At 70.9% G+C, this 17,462-nt stretch carries 12 protein-coding genes; 9 read left to right on the forward strand and 3 right to left on the reverse strand.

The features are described 5' to 3' along the window. The first annotated feature begins 72 nt into the window (after positions 1-72). From ACWC91_RS11410 to ACWC91_RS11420, 3 genes are all read left to right on the forward strand, one after another. The gene (locus tag ACWC91_RS11410) at positions 73-1,293 is read left to right on the forward strand and encodes a sensor histidine kinase (RefSeq protein WP_225074345.1); all 1,221 of its coding nucleotides are present in this window, start codon (positions 73-75) and stop codon (positions 1,291-1,293) included. Beyond that, a complete protein-coding gene (locus ACWC91_RS11415) occupies positions 1,290-1,973 on the forward strand; it encodes a response regulator (protein WP_141361590.1) in 684 nt (227 codons plus the stop codon). The genes ACWC91_RS11410 and ACWC91_RS11415 overlap by 4 nt, the downstream gene beginning before the upstream one ends. Positions 1,974-2,185: 212 nt before the next feature. Further along, on the forward strand, positions 2,186-5,311 hold the full coding sequence (locus ACWC91_RS11420; protein WP_450640111.1) for an efflux RND transporter permease subunit: 3,126 nt from the start codon (positions 2,186-2,188) through the stop codon (positions 5,309-5,311). Between the two features lie 87 nt (positions 5,312-5,398). Here ACWC91_RS11420 and nadA read toward each other — a convergent pair whose 3' ends face one another. Further along, positions 5,399-6,583, reverse strand: coding sequence for a quinolinate synthase NadA (gene nadA / locus ACWC91_RS11425; protein ID WP_225074343.1), 1,185 nt, complete (start codon positions 6,581-6,583; stop codon positions 5,399-5,401). Positions 6,584-6,986: 403 nt separating this feature from the next. Between nadA and ACWC91_RS11430 the strand changes: the two genes are divergently transcribed. Next, a complete protein-coding gene (locus tag ACWC91_RS11430; protein ID WP_006135694.1) occupies positions 6,987-7,343 on the forward strand; it encodes a HesB/IscA family protein in 357 nt (118 codons plus the stop codon). Between the two features lie 98 nt (positions 7,344-7,441). Here the strand turns inward: ACWC91_RS11430 and ACWC91_RS11435 are convergent, their stop codons facing one another. Further along, the gene (locus ACWC91_RS11435) at positions 7,442-9,652 is read right to left on the reverse strand and encodes a hypothetical protein (protein WP_450640109.1); all 2,211 of its coding nucleotides are present in this window, start codon (positions 9,650-9,652) and stop codon (positions 7,442-7,444) included. Positions 9,653-10,119: 467 nt separating this feature from the next. Between ACWC91_RS11435 and ACWC91_RS11440 the strand changes: the two genes are divergently transcribed. Next, positions 10,120-11,094: a carbohydrate kinase family protein gene (locus ACWC91_RS11440; protein WP_141361600.1), complete on the forward strand. Its 975-nt coding sequence runs from the start codon at positions 10,120-10,122 to the stop codon at positions 11,092-11,094. A 65-nt stretch (positions 11,095-11,159) separates the two neighbouring features. On the opposite strand, the gene ACWC91_RS11445 is transcribed toward ACWC91_RS11440, so the two are convergent. Next, positions 11,160-12,542: a cysteine desulfurase/sulfurtransferase TusA family protein gene (locus tag ACWC91_RS11445; protein ID WP_225074342.1), complete on the reverse strand. Its 1,383-nt coding sequence runs from the start codon at positions 12,540-12,542 to the stop codon at positions 11,160-11,162. Positions 12,543-12,884: 342 nt separating this feature from the next. On the opposite strand from ACWC91_RS11445, the gene ctaC reads away from it, so the two are divergent. The 4 genes from ctaC to ACWC91_RS11465 all read left to right on the forward strand — a co-directional run bounded on the left by ctaC (position 12,885) and on the right by ACWC91_RS11465 (position 17,383). Further along, positions 12,885-13,847 (forward strand): aa3-type cytochrome oxidase subunit II, encoded by a 963-nt coding sequence (gene ctaC / locus ACWC91_RS11450; protein WP_225074341.1) that lies wholly within the window; start codon positions 12,885-12,887, stop codon positions 13,845-13,847. After that, a complete protein-coding gene (ctaD, locus tag ACWC91_RS11455) occupies positions 13,844-15,580 on the forward strand; it encodes an aa3-type cytochrome oxidase subunit I (RefSeq protein WP_225074340.1) in 1,737 nt (578 codons plus the stop codon). Before ctaC ends, ctaD begins: the two co-directional genes overlap by 4 nt. Then, positions 15,577-15,975 carry a cytochrome c oxidase subunit 4 gene (locus ACWC91_RS11460; RefSeq protein ID WP_141361606.1) on the forward strand — a complete coding sequence of 133 codons (399 nt, stop codon included), beginning with the start codon at positions 15,577-15,579 and terminating at the stop codon, positions 15,973-15,975. The genes ctaD and ACWC91_RS11460 overlap by 4 nt, the downstream gene beginning before the upstream one ends. A gap of 151 nt (positions 15,976-16,126) precedes the next feature. Further along, a complete protein-coding gene (locus ACWC91_RS11465; protein WP_225074339.1) occupies positions 16,127-17,383 on the forward strand; it encodes a L,D-transpeptidase in 1,257 nt (418 codons plus the stop codon). Positions 17,384-17,462: the final 79 nt, after the last annotated feature.

A 17,462-nucleotide genomic window follows, 5' to 3' on the forward strand; every position in this document is an offset into this window, starting at 1 on the left:
GACGGGAGCCGTCCCAGGGCCCGCACCCGCCGCCGTCCCCCCGCGGCGCGCGACCCCGTACCGTAGTCAGGCGTGACCACCCTCGACCGCGCCCGATGCCGGCTGAAGGCGCACCCCCTCGCACTGGACGCGGCCCTCGCGGCCGGCGTCCTCGTGTGCATGGTGGTCGGCTCCTTCGTGGGCCCGCGCGGCGACCACGTCGTCAGCTGGGGGGTACGCCGGCCCGAGCTGCTCAGCCTGGTCCTCATGGTCCTCGGCGCCGCCGCCCTCGTCTTCCGCCGCCGCGCCCCCCGCACCGTCCTCGCCGTCACCGGCACCATGTCCGTCATCGAGTTCGTCATCGGGGACCCCCGCGCCCCCGTCGCCATGTCCGCCGTGGTCGCCCTCTTCGCCGTCGCGGCCGCCACCGACCGCCTCACCACCTTGCGCCTGGGCCTGACCACCATGACCGTGCTGACCGGCGCCGCCATGCTCGCCGGGCCGATGCCCTGGTACGCGCAGGAGAACCTGGCGATCTTCGCCTGGACCGGCATGGCCGCCGCCGGCGGCGACGCCGTCCGCAGCCGCCGCGCCTTCGTGCACGCCATCAGGGAACGCGCCGAGCGCGCCGAGCGCACCCGTGAGGAGGAGGCCCGCCGTCGCGTCGCCGAGGAGCGCCTGCGCATCGCCCGCGACCTGCACGACGTCGTCGCCCACCACATCGCCCTGGTCAACGTGCAGGCCGGGGTGGCCGCCCACGTCATGGACAAGCGGCCCGACCAGGCCAAGGAGGCCCTCGGCCACGTCCGGGAGGCCAGCCGCTCCGCGCTCGACGAACTGAGGGCCACCGTGGGCCTGCTCCGGCAGTCCGGCGACCCGGAGGCCCCCACGGAACCGGCCCCCGGCCTGGACCGCCTCGACGACCTCGCCGGCACCTTCCGCAGCGCCGGACTGCACGTCGAGGTCGCCCGCGCCGACCACGGCACCACCCTGCCGGCGGCCGTGGACCTGGCCGCGTTCCGGGTCATCCAGGAGGCCCTCACCAATGTGCAGAAACACGCGGGCACCCAGGCGAAGGCCGAGGTCAGCGTCGTACGCGTAGGACCGCACATCGAGATCACGGTCCTGGACGACGGGGCCGGCGAGGCCGTGGGACCGCAGGCGGGCGGCGGACACGGGCTGCTGGGCATGCGCGAGCGGGTCACCGCCCTGGCCGGCGCCCTCACCACCGGCCCCCGCTACGGCGGCGGCTTCCGCGTCCATGCGATCCTGCCGGTCGAGACCCGTACGCGTGCCCCGGGGGACCCCGCATGACGATCCGTGTCCTGCTCGCCGACGACCAGGCGCTGCTGCGCAGTGCCTTCCGGGTGCTCGTCGACTCCGAGCCCGACATGGAGGTGGTGGGGGAGGCGTCCGACGGTGCGGAGGCGGTACGGCTCGCCAAGGAGCAGCGGGCCGACGTGGTGCTGATGGACATCCGCATGCCCGGCACCGACGGCCTCGCGGCCACCCGCATGATCAGCTCCGACCCCTCCCTCGCCCAGGTGCACGTGGTCATCCTCACCACCTTCGAGGTGGACGACTACGTGGTGCGCTCGCTGCGCGCGGGCGCCAGCGGCTTCCTCGGCAAGGGCAGCGAACCCGAGGAACTGCTGAGCGCCATCCGGATCGCGGCGCAGGGCGACGCGCTGCTGTCCCCGGTGGCCACCAAGGGTCTGATCGCCCGCTTCCTCGCGCAGGGCGGCGCGTCGGACGACGGCCGCGACCAGGCCCGGCCCACCCGGCTGGACGCGCTGACCGTGCGGGAGCGCGAGGTGCTCGTCCAGGTCGCCGGCGGATACTCCAACGACGAGATCGCCGAGCGCCTGGAGGTCAGCCCGCTGACCGTGAAGACCCATGTCAACCGGGCCATGGCCAAGCTCGGCGCCCGCGACCGGGCCCAACTCGTCGTCATCGCCTACGAGTCCGGACTGGTGCGTCCCAGGCCGCAGTGAGCGGCCTGTACCGGCCGCACCCGGCCCGGCACGGCCGGTACGTCCACGGGTGGAGCGCGGTGCACACGCGCGTACTGCGCAGGGAGTAGGAGCCCCCGGCGGAAATGGACCAGGGGGCTACGGATCGCCGTCCGCGCATGCCCGAAGGTGTAGGGGTGGCGCCCCCTGCGCGCCCGTGCCGCCCGCCGCTCACAGAATAGAGACCCTGACCCATGTCCTGGCTGTCCAGATTCAGCCTCGCGCAACGGGCCCTGATCGGGCTGATGTCGATCATCGCGCTCGTCTTCGGGGCGATCGCGATACCCCAGCTCAAGCAGCAGCTGCTGCCCAGCATCGAGCTTCCCGTGGTGTCCGTGCTGGCGCCCTACCAGGGCGCGTCCCCGGACGTCGTGGAGAAGCAGGTCGTCGAGCCGCTCGAGAACAGCCTCAAGGCCGTCGACGGCATCACCGGCGTCACCTCCACGGCCAGCGAGGGCAACGCCGTGATCATGGCGTCCTTCGACTACGGCAACAACACCAAGCAGCTCGTCGCCGACGTCCAGCAGGCCGTCAACCGGGCCCGCGCCCAGCTCCCGAGCGACGTCGACCCGCAGGTGGTGGCCGGCTCCACCGACGACATGCCCACCGTCGTCCTCGCCGTCACCTCCGACAAGGACCAGCAGGCCCTGGCCGACCAGCTCGACAAGTCGGTCGTACCGGAACTGAAGAAGATCGACGGCGTCGGCCAGGTCTCCGTCGACGGCGTACGGGACCTCCAGGTCACCGTCACCCCCGACGACAAGAAGCTCGCCGCGGCCGGCCTCGGCTCCGCCGCTCTGAGCCAGGCGCTCCAGGCGGGCGGCGCCACCCTCCCGGCCGGTTCCTTCGACGAGGACGGCGCCAACCGCACCGTCCAGGTCGGCGGCGGCTTCACCTCGCTGAAGCAGATCCAGGACCTGATGGTCGCCGGCGAGGGCCCGGGTGCCGGTGCGGGCGCCGGCGCGAAGAAGCCGGTCCGGCTCGGCGACGTCGCCACCGTCAAGCAGGAGCCGGCCAAGGCCGACTCCATCACCCGCACCGACGGCAAGCCGAGCCTGTCCGTCGTCGTCACCATGGACCACGACGGCAGCGCGGTCGCCATCTCGAACGCCGTCGAGGACAAGCTGCCCGCCCTGCACGACGCCCTCGGCTCCGGGGCGAAGATCACCGTCGTCAGCGACCAGGGTCCGGCCGTGGCCAAGGCCATCGACGGCCTGACCACCGAGGGCGCGCTCGGCCTGCTCTTCGCGGTCCTGGTCATCCTGGCCTTCCTGGCCTCGGTCCGCTCCACGCTCGTGACGGCGGTGTCGATCCCGCTCTCCGTGGTCCTCGCGCTGATCGTGCTGTGGACCCGCGACCTGTCGCTGAACATGCTGACGCTGGGCGCGCTGACCATCGCCATCGGCCGGGTCGTCGACGACTCGATCGTGGTCCTGGAAAACATCAAGCGACACCTCGGGTACGGCGAGGAGCGCCGCGAGGCCATCCTCACCGCGGTGCGCGAGGTGGCCGGCGCGGTCACGTCCTCCACGCTCACCACGGTCGCCGTGTTCCTGCCGATCGGCCTGGTCGGCGGCATGGTGGGCGAGCTGTTCGGCCCGTTCAGCCTCACCGTCACCGCGGCCCTGCTGGCCTCGCTGCTGGTGTCGCTGACGGTCGTGCCGGTGCTGTCGTACTGGTTCCTGCGCGCGCCGAAGGGCACGCCCGCCCAGGCCGAGGAGGCCCGCCGCCGGGCCGAGGAGAAGGAGGCCGCCAGCCGCCTCCAGCGCCTCTACGTCCCCGTCCTGCGCTTCGCCACCCGGCGCCGCCTGACCAGTGTGCTGATCGCGGTCGTCGTCCTGTTCGTCACCTTCGGCATGACCCCGCTGCTGAAGACGAACTTCTTCGACTCCGGCGACCAGAAGGTCCTCAGCATCAAGCAGCAGCTGAAGCCGGGCACCAGCCTGGCGGCGACGGACGCCGCGGCCCGCAAGGTCGAGCGCGAGCTCGCCGGGGTCGACGGGGCCAAGGACTACCAGGTCACGATCGGCTCCTCCGGCTTCATGGCGGCCTTCGGCGGCGGTACGAACACCAACCAGGCCTCCTACCAGGTGATGATCGAGGACTCCGCGTCCGCCGACGACGTGCGCACCCGCATCGAGGACCGCCTGCACAAGCTGTCCGGCATCGGCACCACCACGATCGCGGCCGGCAGCGGCTTCGGCGACCAGGACCTGAAGGTGGTCGTCAAGGCGGGCGACTCCGACGCGCTGCGCCGGGCCTCCGAGCAGGTCCGCACGGCCGTCGCCGGGCTGCACGACGTCACCGACGTCACCAGCGACCTGTCGCAGAGCGTGCCGCGCATCTCGGTGCGGGCCAACTCCAAGGCGGCGGCGGCCGGGTTCACCGACCAGAGCCTCGGCATGGCCGTCGCCCAGGCGGTCAAGGGCACCACCGCGGCCAAGGCGATGCTGGACGACACCGAGCGCAACGTCGTCATCCGGTCGGCCAAGCCGGCGACGACCCTGGACGAGCTGAAGAACCTGCGGCTCGGCCCGGTGAAGCTCGGTGACGTCGCGACCGTCAAGCTGGTCGACGGGCCGGTGTCGATGACCCGGATCGACGGTCAGCGCGCCGCCACGATCACGGCCAAGCCGACCGGTGACAACACCGGCGCGGTCAGCACGGACCTCCAGTCCAAGATCAGCTCGCTGAAGCTGCCCGCGGGCGCGACGGCCGAGATCGGGGGCGTCACCTCCAACCAGAACGACGCCTTCAAGAACCTGGGCCTGGCCATGCTGGCGGCGATCGCGATCGTCTTCATGCTGCTGGTCGCGACCTTCCGCTCGCTGGCCCAGCCGCTGATCCTGCTGGTCTCCATCCCGTTCGCGGCCACCGGCGCGCTCGGGCTGCTGATCGCCACGGGCACGCCGATGGGCGTCCCCGCGATGATCGGCATGCTGATGCTGATCGGCATCGTGGTGACCAACGCGATCGTGCTGATCGACCTCGTCAACCAGTACCGCGAGCGCGGGTACGGGATCGTCGAGGCCGTGGTGGAAGGCGGCCGTCACCGGCTGCGTCCCATCCTCATGACGGCCCTGGCCACGATCTTCGCGCTGCTCCCGATGGCCCTGGGCGTCACCGGCGAGGGTGGTTTCATCGCCCAGCCGCTGGCCGTGGTCGTGATCGGCGGTCTGATCACCTCCACCCTGCTGACCCTGCTGCTGGTCCCGACGCTCTACGCCATGCTGGAGCTCCGCAAGGAGCGCCGTGCGAAGAAGCGTGAGGCGAAGCGGGCGGCAGGCGAGGAGAAGGTGCTGGAACCCGCCGGGGTGTAGGCACATCGTGTGAGCGAACGCGGAAGGCCCGGTCCACGCTCGTGGGCCGGGCCTTTCCGTACGAACCGTCCGTGCGGGCCGGAGCCGCTACGGCAGTGCCAGCATGCGCTCCAGGGCGAGCTTTGCGTGGCCCTCCGTCTCCTCGTCCACCTGGATGCGGTTGACCAGGTTGCCCTCGGCCAGGGACTCCAGGGCCCAGACCAGGTGGGGCAGGTCGATGCGGTTCATCGTGGAGCAGAAGCAGACCGTCTTGTCGAGGAAGACGATCTCCTTGTCCTCGGAGGCGTAACGGTTCGCCAGCCGGCGCACCAGGTTCAGCTCCGTGCCGATGGCCCACTTGGAGCCGGCCGGCGCGGCGTCGAGCTTGTTGATGATGTACTCGGTCGACCCGACGTAGTCCGCCGCGGCCACGACCTCGTGCCGGCACTCGGGGTGCACCAGCACGTTCACCTCGGGGATCCGCTCCCGGACGTCGTTCACCGAGTCCAGGCTGAAGCGGCCGTGCACCGAGCAGTGGCCCCGCCACAGGATCATCTTCGCCGCCCGCAGTTCCTCGGCGGTCAGTCCGCCGTTCGGCTTGTGCGGGTTGTAGACGACGCAGTCGTCCAGCGACATGCCCATGTCCCGTACGGCCGTGTTCCGGCCGAGGTGCTGGTCGGGCAGGAACAGGATCTTCTCGCCCTGCTGGAAGGCCCACTCCAGCGCCCGCTTGGCGTTCGACGACGTACAGATGGTGCCGCCGTGCTTGCCCGTGAAGGCCTTGATGTCGGCGGAGGAGTTCATGTACGACACCGGGACGACCTGGTCGGCGATCCCGGCCTCGGTGAGCACGTCCCAGCACTCGGCGACCTGCTCGGCGGTGGCCATGTCGGCCATGGAGCAGCCGGCCGCCAGGTCCGGCAGGACGACCTTCTGCTCGTCGGAGGTCAGGATGTCCGCGGACTCGGCCATGAAGTGCACACCGCAGAACACGATGTACTCGGCCTCCGGGCGCGCGGCCGCCTCCCGGGCCAGCTTGAAGGAGTCGCCCGTGACGTCGGCGAACTGGATGACCTCGTCGCGCTGGTAGTGGTGGCCGAGCACGAAGACCTTGCTGCCGAGCTTCTCCTTGGCCGCGCGGGCGCGCGCCACCAGGTCCGGGTCGGACGCGGCGGGCAGGTCACCGGGGCACTCGACGCCGCGCTCGCTCTTCGGGTCGGCCTCACGGCCGAGAAGCAGGAGGGCGAGCGGGGTCGGCTGGACGTCGAGGTCCTGGGTTTGGGCGGTGGTCACGACACGCACCCTTTCTACTTTTCGTCGAACTGACGCTATCTATCATAGCTGCTTCACGTCACTTTGACGATCGTCATAGTGTCCATGTGACGTGAATCCCGGCATCCGGGCTGTCCGCACGGGCCTGAACCCGGGTTGTCCGCACTGGCCCGAACCCGGCCTGCCCCCGGCCTGTCCGGCCGTGAACCCGGTCGGGCCCAGCGCCGGTCCGAGCGGGTCCCGCCCGCACCCCGGCGGCCCCCCGTCCACAGGCCGCTGTCCGCTTTCCCACCCGTGTGCGAGCATGAGGTGGACGAGCCTGGAGAAGAAGAGAAAAAGCACGCGCCCGGCCCGGAATGATTCCGTGGCCTTGCCGGTTGCACTCGTCGGCAAGCAGTCTCCGTACAACCCGGGAGAGATGTAGATGTCCGTATCGGACGAGACCACCACCGTCACCGACGGCATCATCCTGACCGACGCCGCCGCGTCCAAGGTCAAGGCCCTGCTCGACCAGGAAGGCCGTGACGATCTCGCCCTGCGCGTCGCCGTCCAGCCCGGCGGCTGCTCCGGCCTGCGCTACCAGCTCTTCTTCGACGAGCGTTCCCTCGACGGCGACGTGGAGAAGGACTTCGGCGGGGTCAAGGTCGTCACCGACCGCATGAGCGCCCCCTACCTGGGCGGCGCCACCATCGACTTCGTGGACACGATCGAGAAGCAGGGCTTCACGATCGACAACCCGAACGCGACCGGTTCCTGCGCCTGCGGCGACTCCTTCAGCTGATCCGGGCACGGTAGGACACAGAAGGCGGCGGCCCCTCCACGGGTCCGCCGCCTTCCTGTTCTTCCTGTTCCGCTCGTGCCCGCAGGTCCGCGCGGGCGTCAGCGGGCGAGCGAGGGCGACTCCGGCAGCCGTGCCCCCGGCCGCTCCAGGGGGATCTCCCGCCCGTCCGTGCCGACCACCTTCCGGTCGCCGAGCGGCCGGTCCAGGTGCACGGTGCGGTGGTACACCTTGGCGATCAGGATGCAGACCGTGTCAGGCTGCGTGGTCTCGGTCACCGTGACCGTCACCCGGCCGGAGTTCTCCCGCGCCGACGCCCGGTACTCGGCGCACACCCCGCCCTCGAAGCGGACGGTCAGCTCCTCGCCCTCGGTGCTGTAGCCGGTCACCTTCACGTCACGCGTGACCGGGGCGCCGTCCGAGCGCCTCGGCTCCGGACTCGACTGCCCGGACGGCGGCGCCGACGAGGTCAGGTACTCGGGGGCGACGGCCGGACACGTCACCGTGGTGCGGGCGCCCTGCCCGGCCGGCGCCTGTACCTCGAACAGCCAGGACGGGACGAGCATCCGCTGTCCCCCGGAGGAGTGCGCGGCCAGACCGAAGACCGCCTTGCCGATCGTGACGGCGTTCTCCGGGGCGGGGGCCTCCGTGGCGGTGGCGGAGCCCGACGTTCCGCACGGCGCCTCCAGACGGTCCTTGTGCGGTACGGGACTGGCGCAGCCGCCGATGCCCATGCGGTGATCGGCCCGCGGGGCGGTGTTCATCAGGTCCAGCGTCCTGCGCGCGCTCAGCACGGGGTAGGTGTCGCCCTTCACCGGCGCCTTCAGCTGACCGCTGCCGCCGATCACCTCGCCCTGCCGTCCGATGCTCAGGCCGGTCGTCCAGCCGTACGTGGGCAGCCCGCCGACCAGCGGATCGGCGTTGACGACCCGCTGGTCGCCCATGATCTGGGCCGCGTCCACCTTGGCGTCGTCCTGCCCCAGGGCCTTGAGCACCGGGGCCGCCGCCTTCAGCGCCGCCGCCGCGCTCACCGGATGCACGGGCGGGGCCGCCGGGTCGTGCCCGCACAGCGCGCCCTTGCAGTCGTCGGTGCCGGGCGCGTACCGGCTGAACGTCCAGGACCCCGGCGCGGTCCGCTCGACGCGCAGGACCGGCCCGGAACCGTCCTTCCCGGACCCGACCCGCCACGCCTGGGCGTCGGCCACGGGCGTCCCGTCGACGCCGAGTGCCTCGGCGAGCTTGGCCACCTCGTCCCGGGTGACCTCGCCCCGCGCCCGGTACACCGGCGCGGAGCCGGGCCCCTCGGGCAGTGGACCGGTGATCCGGTAGGCCGTGCCGTAGGGGTTGGGCTCACCGGGCGCGATTCCGTTCGTACCGCCGTCACCGGCTCCGGCGCCCGGGGCGGAGTAGCCGTCGAGGACCAGCGGGCGCGGGGTCCCGTGCCCACCGGGCACCGCCGCCCCGTCCGTACGTCCACCGGGATCCGCGGCGAGCACGACCCCGCCGCCACCCACCAGCAACACGGCGGCGGCAACGGAGGCGATCACCACGGGCGACCGTCCCAGGGCCCGCTTCCCGCCGGCCCGGCCACCATGCTCCGGGTCGCCGGTGACATCCGGCACCTCGGAAACTTGCTGATGCTCCGGGGCTTCGGGGATCTGCGGGGTCTCCGGGACTTCGGCCCCCTGCGGGACCTGCGGGACCTGCGGGGGCTTGGGAGCCTCCGGGACTTGCGGCGCATTGTCCGAGCTCACCGACCCCTGCGGGGCTCCCGCGGCAACCGGGAACTGTGGGGTCTCCGAGACCTTCGCGTCATCCGGGCCGTGGCCCTCCTCCGTGCCCTTCGGCGCCTGCGTGACCACGCCCCCGGTCCCGCTCGCCGACTCGGACCCGGCCTCGGCCTCATCTCCGGCCCTGGGACCAGCCCCGGCCTCGGCCCCGGACTTGGCCCCGCGTTCCGTCTCGGCCTCGGGCTGCGACTGGGCTTCGGGTTCGGACCCGGACCTGGCTGCGGGCTCGGACCCCCGTCCGGCCTCGGCCCCGGCCTGGGATCCGGACCGGACCTTGGGCTCGGGCTCGGCCCGGGGCCCGGAGTGCCCCCCGGGCTCGGCCCCGAGCCGGCCCTCCGGCTCGGACCGGGACCCGGACCCGGCCTCCGGTTGGACCCCGGCCCCGGGCTCGGACTGGGCCCCGGAGCCCGACCCGGAGGCTTCCGGCCCCGAAGCCTCCGGTTTCGAGGTCTTCCCCCGGTCCGGGGCTGCCTCGGCGGTGCCCGTGGACTCGTCGTCGTGGTCGGGTCGCTCGGTGTTCACCGCATCGCTCCTTCGGCTGCGCAAGTGCCGCTCCCGTGACCCTGACCGGACCCTGACAAAGATGCGGGCCGGTGGGTCGTATCCCGTATCCCCCGGGAGGGGGACAGCGATGGGACGTGACGGGGGAGCGCGCGGTTCCCTTCCGTACGCCGATCGGGTCCCGGTTTCTGCGCCGGTCGGGCCCCGGTCCGTACACCGCTCGGGTCCCGGGCCGTACGCCGACCGGATCCCGGACGGTGGAACGGTGACCCGGCGGGGTCCCGGGGGTTGAACGGTGGCCCGGTCGTCCCGGACGGTGGGACCGCGGCCCGGTCGTCCCGGACGGTGGGGACCGTGACCCGGTCGGGTGCCGTCCGGCGGGGGAGTTCCGGGCGCGGTTCCGGACCGGCGAGCGGCGGCGTGGGCGCCGGACGCGGGAGCGGGTAGCGTGAACTGTCAATCCCCCTGACTCCAGGAGCATCCACGCCGTGCGCATCGCAGTCACCGGCTCCATCGCCACCGACCACCTCATGACCTTCCCCGGCCGCTTCGCCGACCAGCTCGTCGCGGATCAGCTGCACACGGTCTCGCTCTCCTTCCTGGTCGACCAGCTGGACGTCCGGCGCGGCGGGGTCGGCGCCAACATCGCCTTCGGCATGGGCCAGCTCGGTACCAGGCCGGTCCTGGTGGGCGCAGCCGGACCGGACTTCGGCGAGTACCGGGCCTGGCTGGACCGGCACGGCGTCGACACCTCCTCGGTCCGTATCTCCGAGACCCTGCACACCGCCCGGTTCGTGTGCACCACCGACGCCGACCACAACCAGATCGGCTCCTTCTACACGGGCGCGATGAGCGAGGCCCGCCTCATCGAGCTCAAGACCGTCGCCGACCGCGTCGGCGGTCTCGACCTGGTCCTGATCGGGGCGGACGACCCGGAGGCGATGCTCCGGCACACCGAGGAGTGCCGCTCGCGGGCCATCCCGTTCGCCGCCGACTTCTCCCAGCAGATCGCCCGGATGAACGGCGACGAGATCCGGATACTGCTGGACGGGGCGACGTACCTGTTCTCCAACGAGTACGAGAAGGGCCTCATCGAGTCCAAGACCGGCTGGGACGACGCCGAGATCCTCTCCCGGGTCGGCCACCGCGTCACCACCCTCGGCTCGCGCGGCGTGCGCATCGAGCGGGCCGGCGCGGACCCGGTCGAGGTCGGCTGCCCGGACGAGGAACGCAAGGCCGACCCGACGGGCGTGGGCGACGCCTTCCGCGCCGGGTTCCTCTCCGGCCTCGCCTGGGGCGTCTCCCTGGAGCGTGCCGCCCAGGTCGGCTGCATGCTGGCCACGCTGGTGATCGAGACCGTGGGCACCCAGGAGTACCAGCTGCGCCGGGCCCACTTCATGGAGCGCTTCACCAAGGCCTACGGCGACGACGCGGCCCGCGAGGTCCGCGCCCACCTCGCCTGAGCCTGACGGAGCGTCGGGCGGGCCCCCGCGGAACCTGGAGGAACCGCAGAGGAACCCAGAGGAACCTAGGAGACCCGGCGGACGACGTAGGCCGAACCCTCGTCCGCCGGCTCCTCGCCCACGTACTCCTGCCCGCGCATCTCGCACCACGCCGGGATGTCCAGCCGCGCCGCCTCGTCGTCGGACAGGACGCGCACCGTGCCGCCGACCGGTACGTCCCCGAAGACCTTGGCCAGCTCGATCACCGGGATCGGGCAGCGCCTGCCGAGGGCGTCCACGACCAGCGCGTCCTCCCGCACGGCGGCCGGTGCCGTCCCGGCCGGCGCCCCGAGCTTCTCCCGTACCCCCGCCACCACGCCCGGCAGGACGGCCAGGAACCGCTCGACCTCCTCCTCCGGCGTCCCGGGCGGCAGCGACACCCGCACGTTGCCCTCGCTCAGCACGCCCATCGCGCGGAGGACATGGCTCGGCGTCAGCGTGCTGCTCGTGCAGGACGAACCGGAGGAGACGGAGAAGCCCTCACGGTCCAGCTCGTGCAGCAATGTCTCCCCGTCGACATAGAGACAGGAGAAGGTGACGACCCCCGGCAGCCGGCGGACCGGGTCGCCCACGACCTCCACGTCCGGCACCAGCCGCGGCACCCGCGCCCGGATCCGCTCCGTCAACTCCCGCAGCCGTACCGCCTCCTCGGCCGCCTCCGCCCGTACCGCCCGCAGCGCGGCCGCCGCCGCCACGATCGCCGGGATGTTCTCGAACCCGGCCGCCCGGCCCGACTCCCGCTCGTCGGCCGGCCCGCGTGGCGCGAACCGCACCCCCTTGCGCACGACGAGCAGCCCGGTCCCCGACGGCCCGCCCCACTTGTGGGCGCTCGCGGTCAGCAGCGACCAGTCGCCGCCGACCGGACCCCAGCCCAGCGACTGCGCCGCGTCCACCAGCAGCGGCACGCCCGCCGCCCGGCACACCGCGGCCACCTCGGCGACCGGCTGCTCGGTGCCCACCTCGTGGTTGGCCGACTGGAGACAGGCCAGCGCGGTGTCCTCGCGCAGCGCCGCCCGGTACGAGTCCACGGCCACCGTGCCCTGCCGGTCGACCGGCACCCGCGTGACCGACCCGCCGTCCGCCTCGTGCGCCTCGGCGGAATGGAGGACCGAAGAGTGTTCGACCTCTGACACGATCAGGTGGCGTCCGACGCGGCGGCGGCCCGCCAGCGCCCCCGCGATCCCGCTGTGCACCGCCCGCGTCCCGGACGAGGTGAACGTCAGCTCGTCGGCCCGGCACCCCACCGCCTCCGCGGCCGCCTCCCGGGCCGCGTCCAGCAGCAACCGGGCCCGCCGCCCCTCCCGGTAGAGACGAGCGGGGTCGCCCCACCCCTCGTCGAGGGCGGCCAGCAGAGCCTGCCGGGCGACGGGATGAAGGGGAGCACTGGAAGCAGCGTCGAAGTAGGCCACACGTCAACGCTAAGCGCTCCGAAGGGACACGGGACAGCGCCGAGGTGCGGCTTCGCCGCCCGGGCACGAGAGACCACAACCCGCCCGCAGCCACGACAAAGGGCGCATACATATCTCATCGGGCGCCCCGAACCCCCCTCACAAACCGGCCCACGAAGGGGTATCCCACCCCTTCGGGCTGACCCGCGGCGCGTATGGCACCCTCCCCGCGACCCGCCGGAAGGCGTCCAGTAGGGTTTGGTCCGCATAAACATCCAAACCCCTGCCCGACGCGGGGCCGCGACCGACCAGCGAGAAGGCCGCAGCCGAACAGCGCGGGCGAGACTCTCGGGAAGGCGCTACGTGAGTCCCAACGGCTCCGACCGCTCGCCGCGGCGCCCGATGCGGCGGAAGCTGCTGCAGGCACTGACTGCGGGCCTGGTCCTGGCGACCGCAACCGGTTGCACATACAAGGACTTTCCCCGGCTGGGTATGCCCACCCCGACCACGGAAGAGGCTCCCCGGATCCTCTCGCTGTGGCAGGGGTCCTGGGCGGCCGCGCTCGCCGTCGGCTGCCTGGTGTGGGGTCTGATCCTGTGGAGTGCTTTCTTCCACCGGCGCAGCCGCACCAAGGTAGAGGTTCCTCCGCAGACCCGGTACAACATGCCCATCGAGGCGCTGTACACGGTGGTCCCCCTCGTCATCGTCTCGGTGCTCTTCTACTTCACGGCCCGTGACGAGTCCAAGCTCCTGGACATCACCTCCAAGAAGCCGGACGTCACGGTGAACGTCGTCGGCTACCAGTGGAGCTGGGCCTTCAACTACATCGAGCCCGTCGCGGGTTCGTCGGGCGACGCGAAGACCGACAAGAACCTGAACGCGATTCCGGACCGGTTCAAGGCGGACTTCCCGGCGAACGCCGGCGGTGTCTACGACTACGGCATTCCGGGCACGCGGAACCCGCAGAACGGCAACCCCGGCCCCACCATGTGGCTGCCCAAGGGCAAGACCGTCCGCTTCATCCTCACCTCGCGCGACGTCATCCACTCGTTCTGGGTGCTGCCGTTCCTGATGAAGCAGGACGTCATCCCCGGCCACACCAACTCCTTCCAGGTGACCCCCACCATGGAGGGCACCTTCCGGGGCAAGTGCGCCGAGCTCTGCGGCCAGGACCACTCCCGGATGCTGTTCAACGTGAAGGTCGTCTCGCCCGAGCGCTACGAGCAGCACCTCAAGGACCTCGCCAAGAAGGGGCAGACCGGTTACGTTCCCGCAGGCATCGCGCAGACGAGCCACGAGAAGAACCGGGAGACGAACAAGCTGTGAGCATCCTCAACGAACCTCAGGGTGCCGCGGCAGCTGAGGACTCTTACGAGAGCGAGCTGCCGGTCCGGCGCAAGCAACCGGGCAGTCTCGCGGTGAAGTGGCTGACGACCACCGACCACAAGACGATCGGAACGCTGTACCTGGCGACGTCGTTCGCGTTCTTCTGCATCGGCGGCGTGATGGCGCTCCTCATGCGCGCCGAGCTGGCCCGTCCGGGCCTGCAGATCATGTCGAACGAGCAGTTCAACCAGGCGTTCACGATGCACGGCACGATCATGCTGCTGATGTTCGCGACGCCGCTGTTCGCGGGCTTCACGAACTGGATCATGCCGCTTCAGATCGGCGCCCCGGACGTGGCCTTCCCGCGGCTGAACATGTTCGCCTACTGGCTGTACCTGTTCGGCTCGCTGATCGCGGTGGGCGGTTTCCTCACCCCGCAGGGTGCCGCCGACTTCGGCTGGTTCGGCTACACCCCGCTGTCGGACGCGGTGCACTCGCCGGGCCTCGGCGGCGACCTGTGGATCATGGGTCTGGCCCTGTCCGGCTTCGGCACCATCCTCGGCTCGGTCAACTTCATCACCACGATCATCTGCATGCGCGCGCCCGGCATGACCATGTTCCGCATGCCGATCTTCGTCTGGAACGTGCTGCTGACCGCCGTGCTGGTCCTGCTGGCCTTCCCGGTGCTGGCGGCGGCGCTGCTCGCGCTGGAGGCGGACCGCAAGTTCGGCGCCCAGATCTTCGAGGCGTCCAACGGCGGCGCGCTGCTGTGGCAGCACCTGTTCTGGTTCTTCGGGCACCCCGAGGTGTACATCATCGCGCTGCCGTTCTTCGGCATCGTCAGTGAGATCATCCCGGTCTTCGCCCGCAAGCCGATGTTCGGCTACATGGGTCTGATCGGCGCGACGATCGCCATCGCCGGTCTGTCGGTGACGGTGTGGGCGCACCACATGTACGTCACCGGTGGCGTGCTGCTGCCGTTCTTCTCCTTCATGACCTTCCTGATCGCGGTCCCGACCGGTGTGAAGTTCTTCAACTGGGTCGGCACCATGTGGAAGGGCAGCCTCTCCTTCGAGACGCCGATGCTGTGGGCGACCGGCTTCCTGATCACCTTCGTCTTCGGTGGTCTGACCGGTGTGATCCTGGCCGCGCCGCCGCTGGACTTCCACATCTCGGACTCGTACTTCGTGGTGGCGCACTTCCACTACGTCGTCTTCGGCACCGTGGTGTTCGCGATGTTCGCCGGCTTCCACTTCTGGTGGCCGAAGTTCACCGGCAAGATGCTCGACGAGCGGCTCGGCAAGATCACCTTCTGGCTGCTGTTCATCGGCTTCCACGGCACCTTCCTGGTCCAGCACTGGCTGGGCGTGGAGGGCATGCCGCGCCGGTACGCCGACTACCTGGCGGCTGACGGCTTCACCGCGCTGAACACGCTGTCGACGATCTTCTCGTTCGTGCTCGGCCTGTCGATCCTTCCGTTCTTCTACAACGTCTGGAAGACGGCCAAGTACGGCAAGCCCGTAGGCGTCGACGACCCGTGGGGCTACGGCCGCTCCCTGGAGTGGGCGACCTCCTGCCCGCCGCCGCGGCACAACTTCCTCACCCTGCCGCGGATCCGCAGCGAATCCCCGGCGTTCGACCTGCACCACCCCGAGATCGCCGCGCTCGACCAGCTCGAGAACGCCGGTCACGGGAACGCAGCCCTCGCTGGCAGCAAGGAGGCCGGCAAGTGAAGATCCAGGGCAAGATGTTCATGTGGCTGAGCGTCTTCCTGCTCATCACCGCCATCGTCTACGGCGTGTGGTCGAAGGAAGCGGTCGGCGCGACGGCGCTCTTCATGGCCTTCGGCCTGTCCATCATGATCGGCTTCTACCTGGGCTTCACGGCCCGGCGGGTCGACGTGGGCGCCCAGGACGACAAGGAGGCCGATGTCGCGGACGACGCCGGCGAGCTGGGCTTCTTCAGCCCGCACAGCTGGCAGCCGCTCGGCCTCGGCATCGGTGGCGCGCTGGCCTTCCTCGGCATCGCGGTCGGCTGGTGGCTCGTGTACTTCGCGGCGCCGATCATCATGATCTCCGTATGGGGCTGGGTCTTCGAGTACTACCGCGGCGAGAACCGCACCCAGTAACCAGCGCCGAGCACCGCTGAACACCAGGGAGTCCGGACTCTCCACCTGGAGAGTCCGGACTCCTTCTTTTGGTTGACTTATCCCCTCGAAAATTCCCTCGAACGGGTGAGTCACCGTGCCGGAGGTGACGAAGCTACCTAGCGTGAGGGTCATGAGCACCACTGTGATTTCCCGCGGAGCGGGAGCCGTCCTGCTGGTAGCCGCCCTAGGCACGAGCGCCACCGCCTGCGGTTCGGACGGCAATCCGCTGGCTGCCCACCCGTACGACGCGGCGGACCAGATCTCCTTCAGCGGCCCCACGGAAGCCGGGAAGAAGGCCGACCCGGACAAGCCCCTGGAAGTCACCGCTCAGGGCGAGGACGGGCGCATCACGGACGTCACGGCCGTGGACGCCACGGGGCGTCAGGTCTCCGGCGAGCTGGCTGCCGACGGCAGCCGCTGGCACAGCACCTCACCGCTCGCCGGGGGCGCCCACTACACGGTTCGCGTGAGCACCGAGGACGAGGACGGAAGGCCCGGCCGCAAGGTCCTCACGTTCGACACGAACAAGCCCACGGGCCGGCAGCTCCTGAACGTCAAGTTCGGGCCGGAGGCGGGCACCTACGGCGTCGGCCAGCCCATCACGGCCGAACTCGACCAGCCCATCAAGGACAAGGCCCAGCGGGCCGTCGTCGAGCGCGCCCTCAGGGTCGACTCCCAACCCGCCGTGCAGGGCTCCTGGTACTGGGTGAGCGACAAGGAACTCCACTACCGCCCGCAGGACTACTGGCCCGCCAACGCCACCGTCGAGGCGCACAGCAACCTGGAGAACATCAAGATCAGCGACAAGCTGCGGGGCGGCACGGCCAAGCCGTTGAAGATCACCACGGGTGACCGCATCGTGGCGGTCACGGACGCCGCCAAGCACCTGATGACGGTCTACAGGAACGACGAGAAGATCAAGGAGATCCCCATCACCACCGGCAAGCCCGGCTTCGAGACCCGCAACGGGATCAAGGTCGTGCTGGCCAAGCAGTACTACGTCCAGATGAAGAGCTCCACCGTCGGCATCGCCGCGGGCTCCAGCGATTCGTACGACCTGCCGGTGTACTACGCCACCCGCGTCACCTGGAGCGGCGAGTACGTCCACGCCGCCCCGTGGTCCGTCGGCTCCCAGGGAGCGGCCAACGTCAGCCACGGCTGCACCGGCATGAGCACCCCCAACGCCTCCTGGTTCTTCAACACCATCCACGAGGGCGACCTGGTCCAGGTCGTCAACTCCGCCGGCCACAGCATGGAGCTCTTCGACAACGGCTTCGGCGACTGGAACATGCCCTGGCCGAAGTGGGTCCAGGGCAGTGCCATCGCCGGCGCGGACGGCGCCGCGCCGCAGACGAACAAGGCGCGGCTGACCCCGCAGGGTGTGTGAGACGCGGCGCGGCAGGGCCCGGACGGGGACACGGACGGCCCGCGGCCGCAAAGGGCGGGGCCGTCCGCCGGGCCCCGCC

It is taken from the genome of Streptomyces sp. NPDC001204, assembly GCF_053598035.1.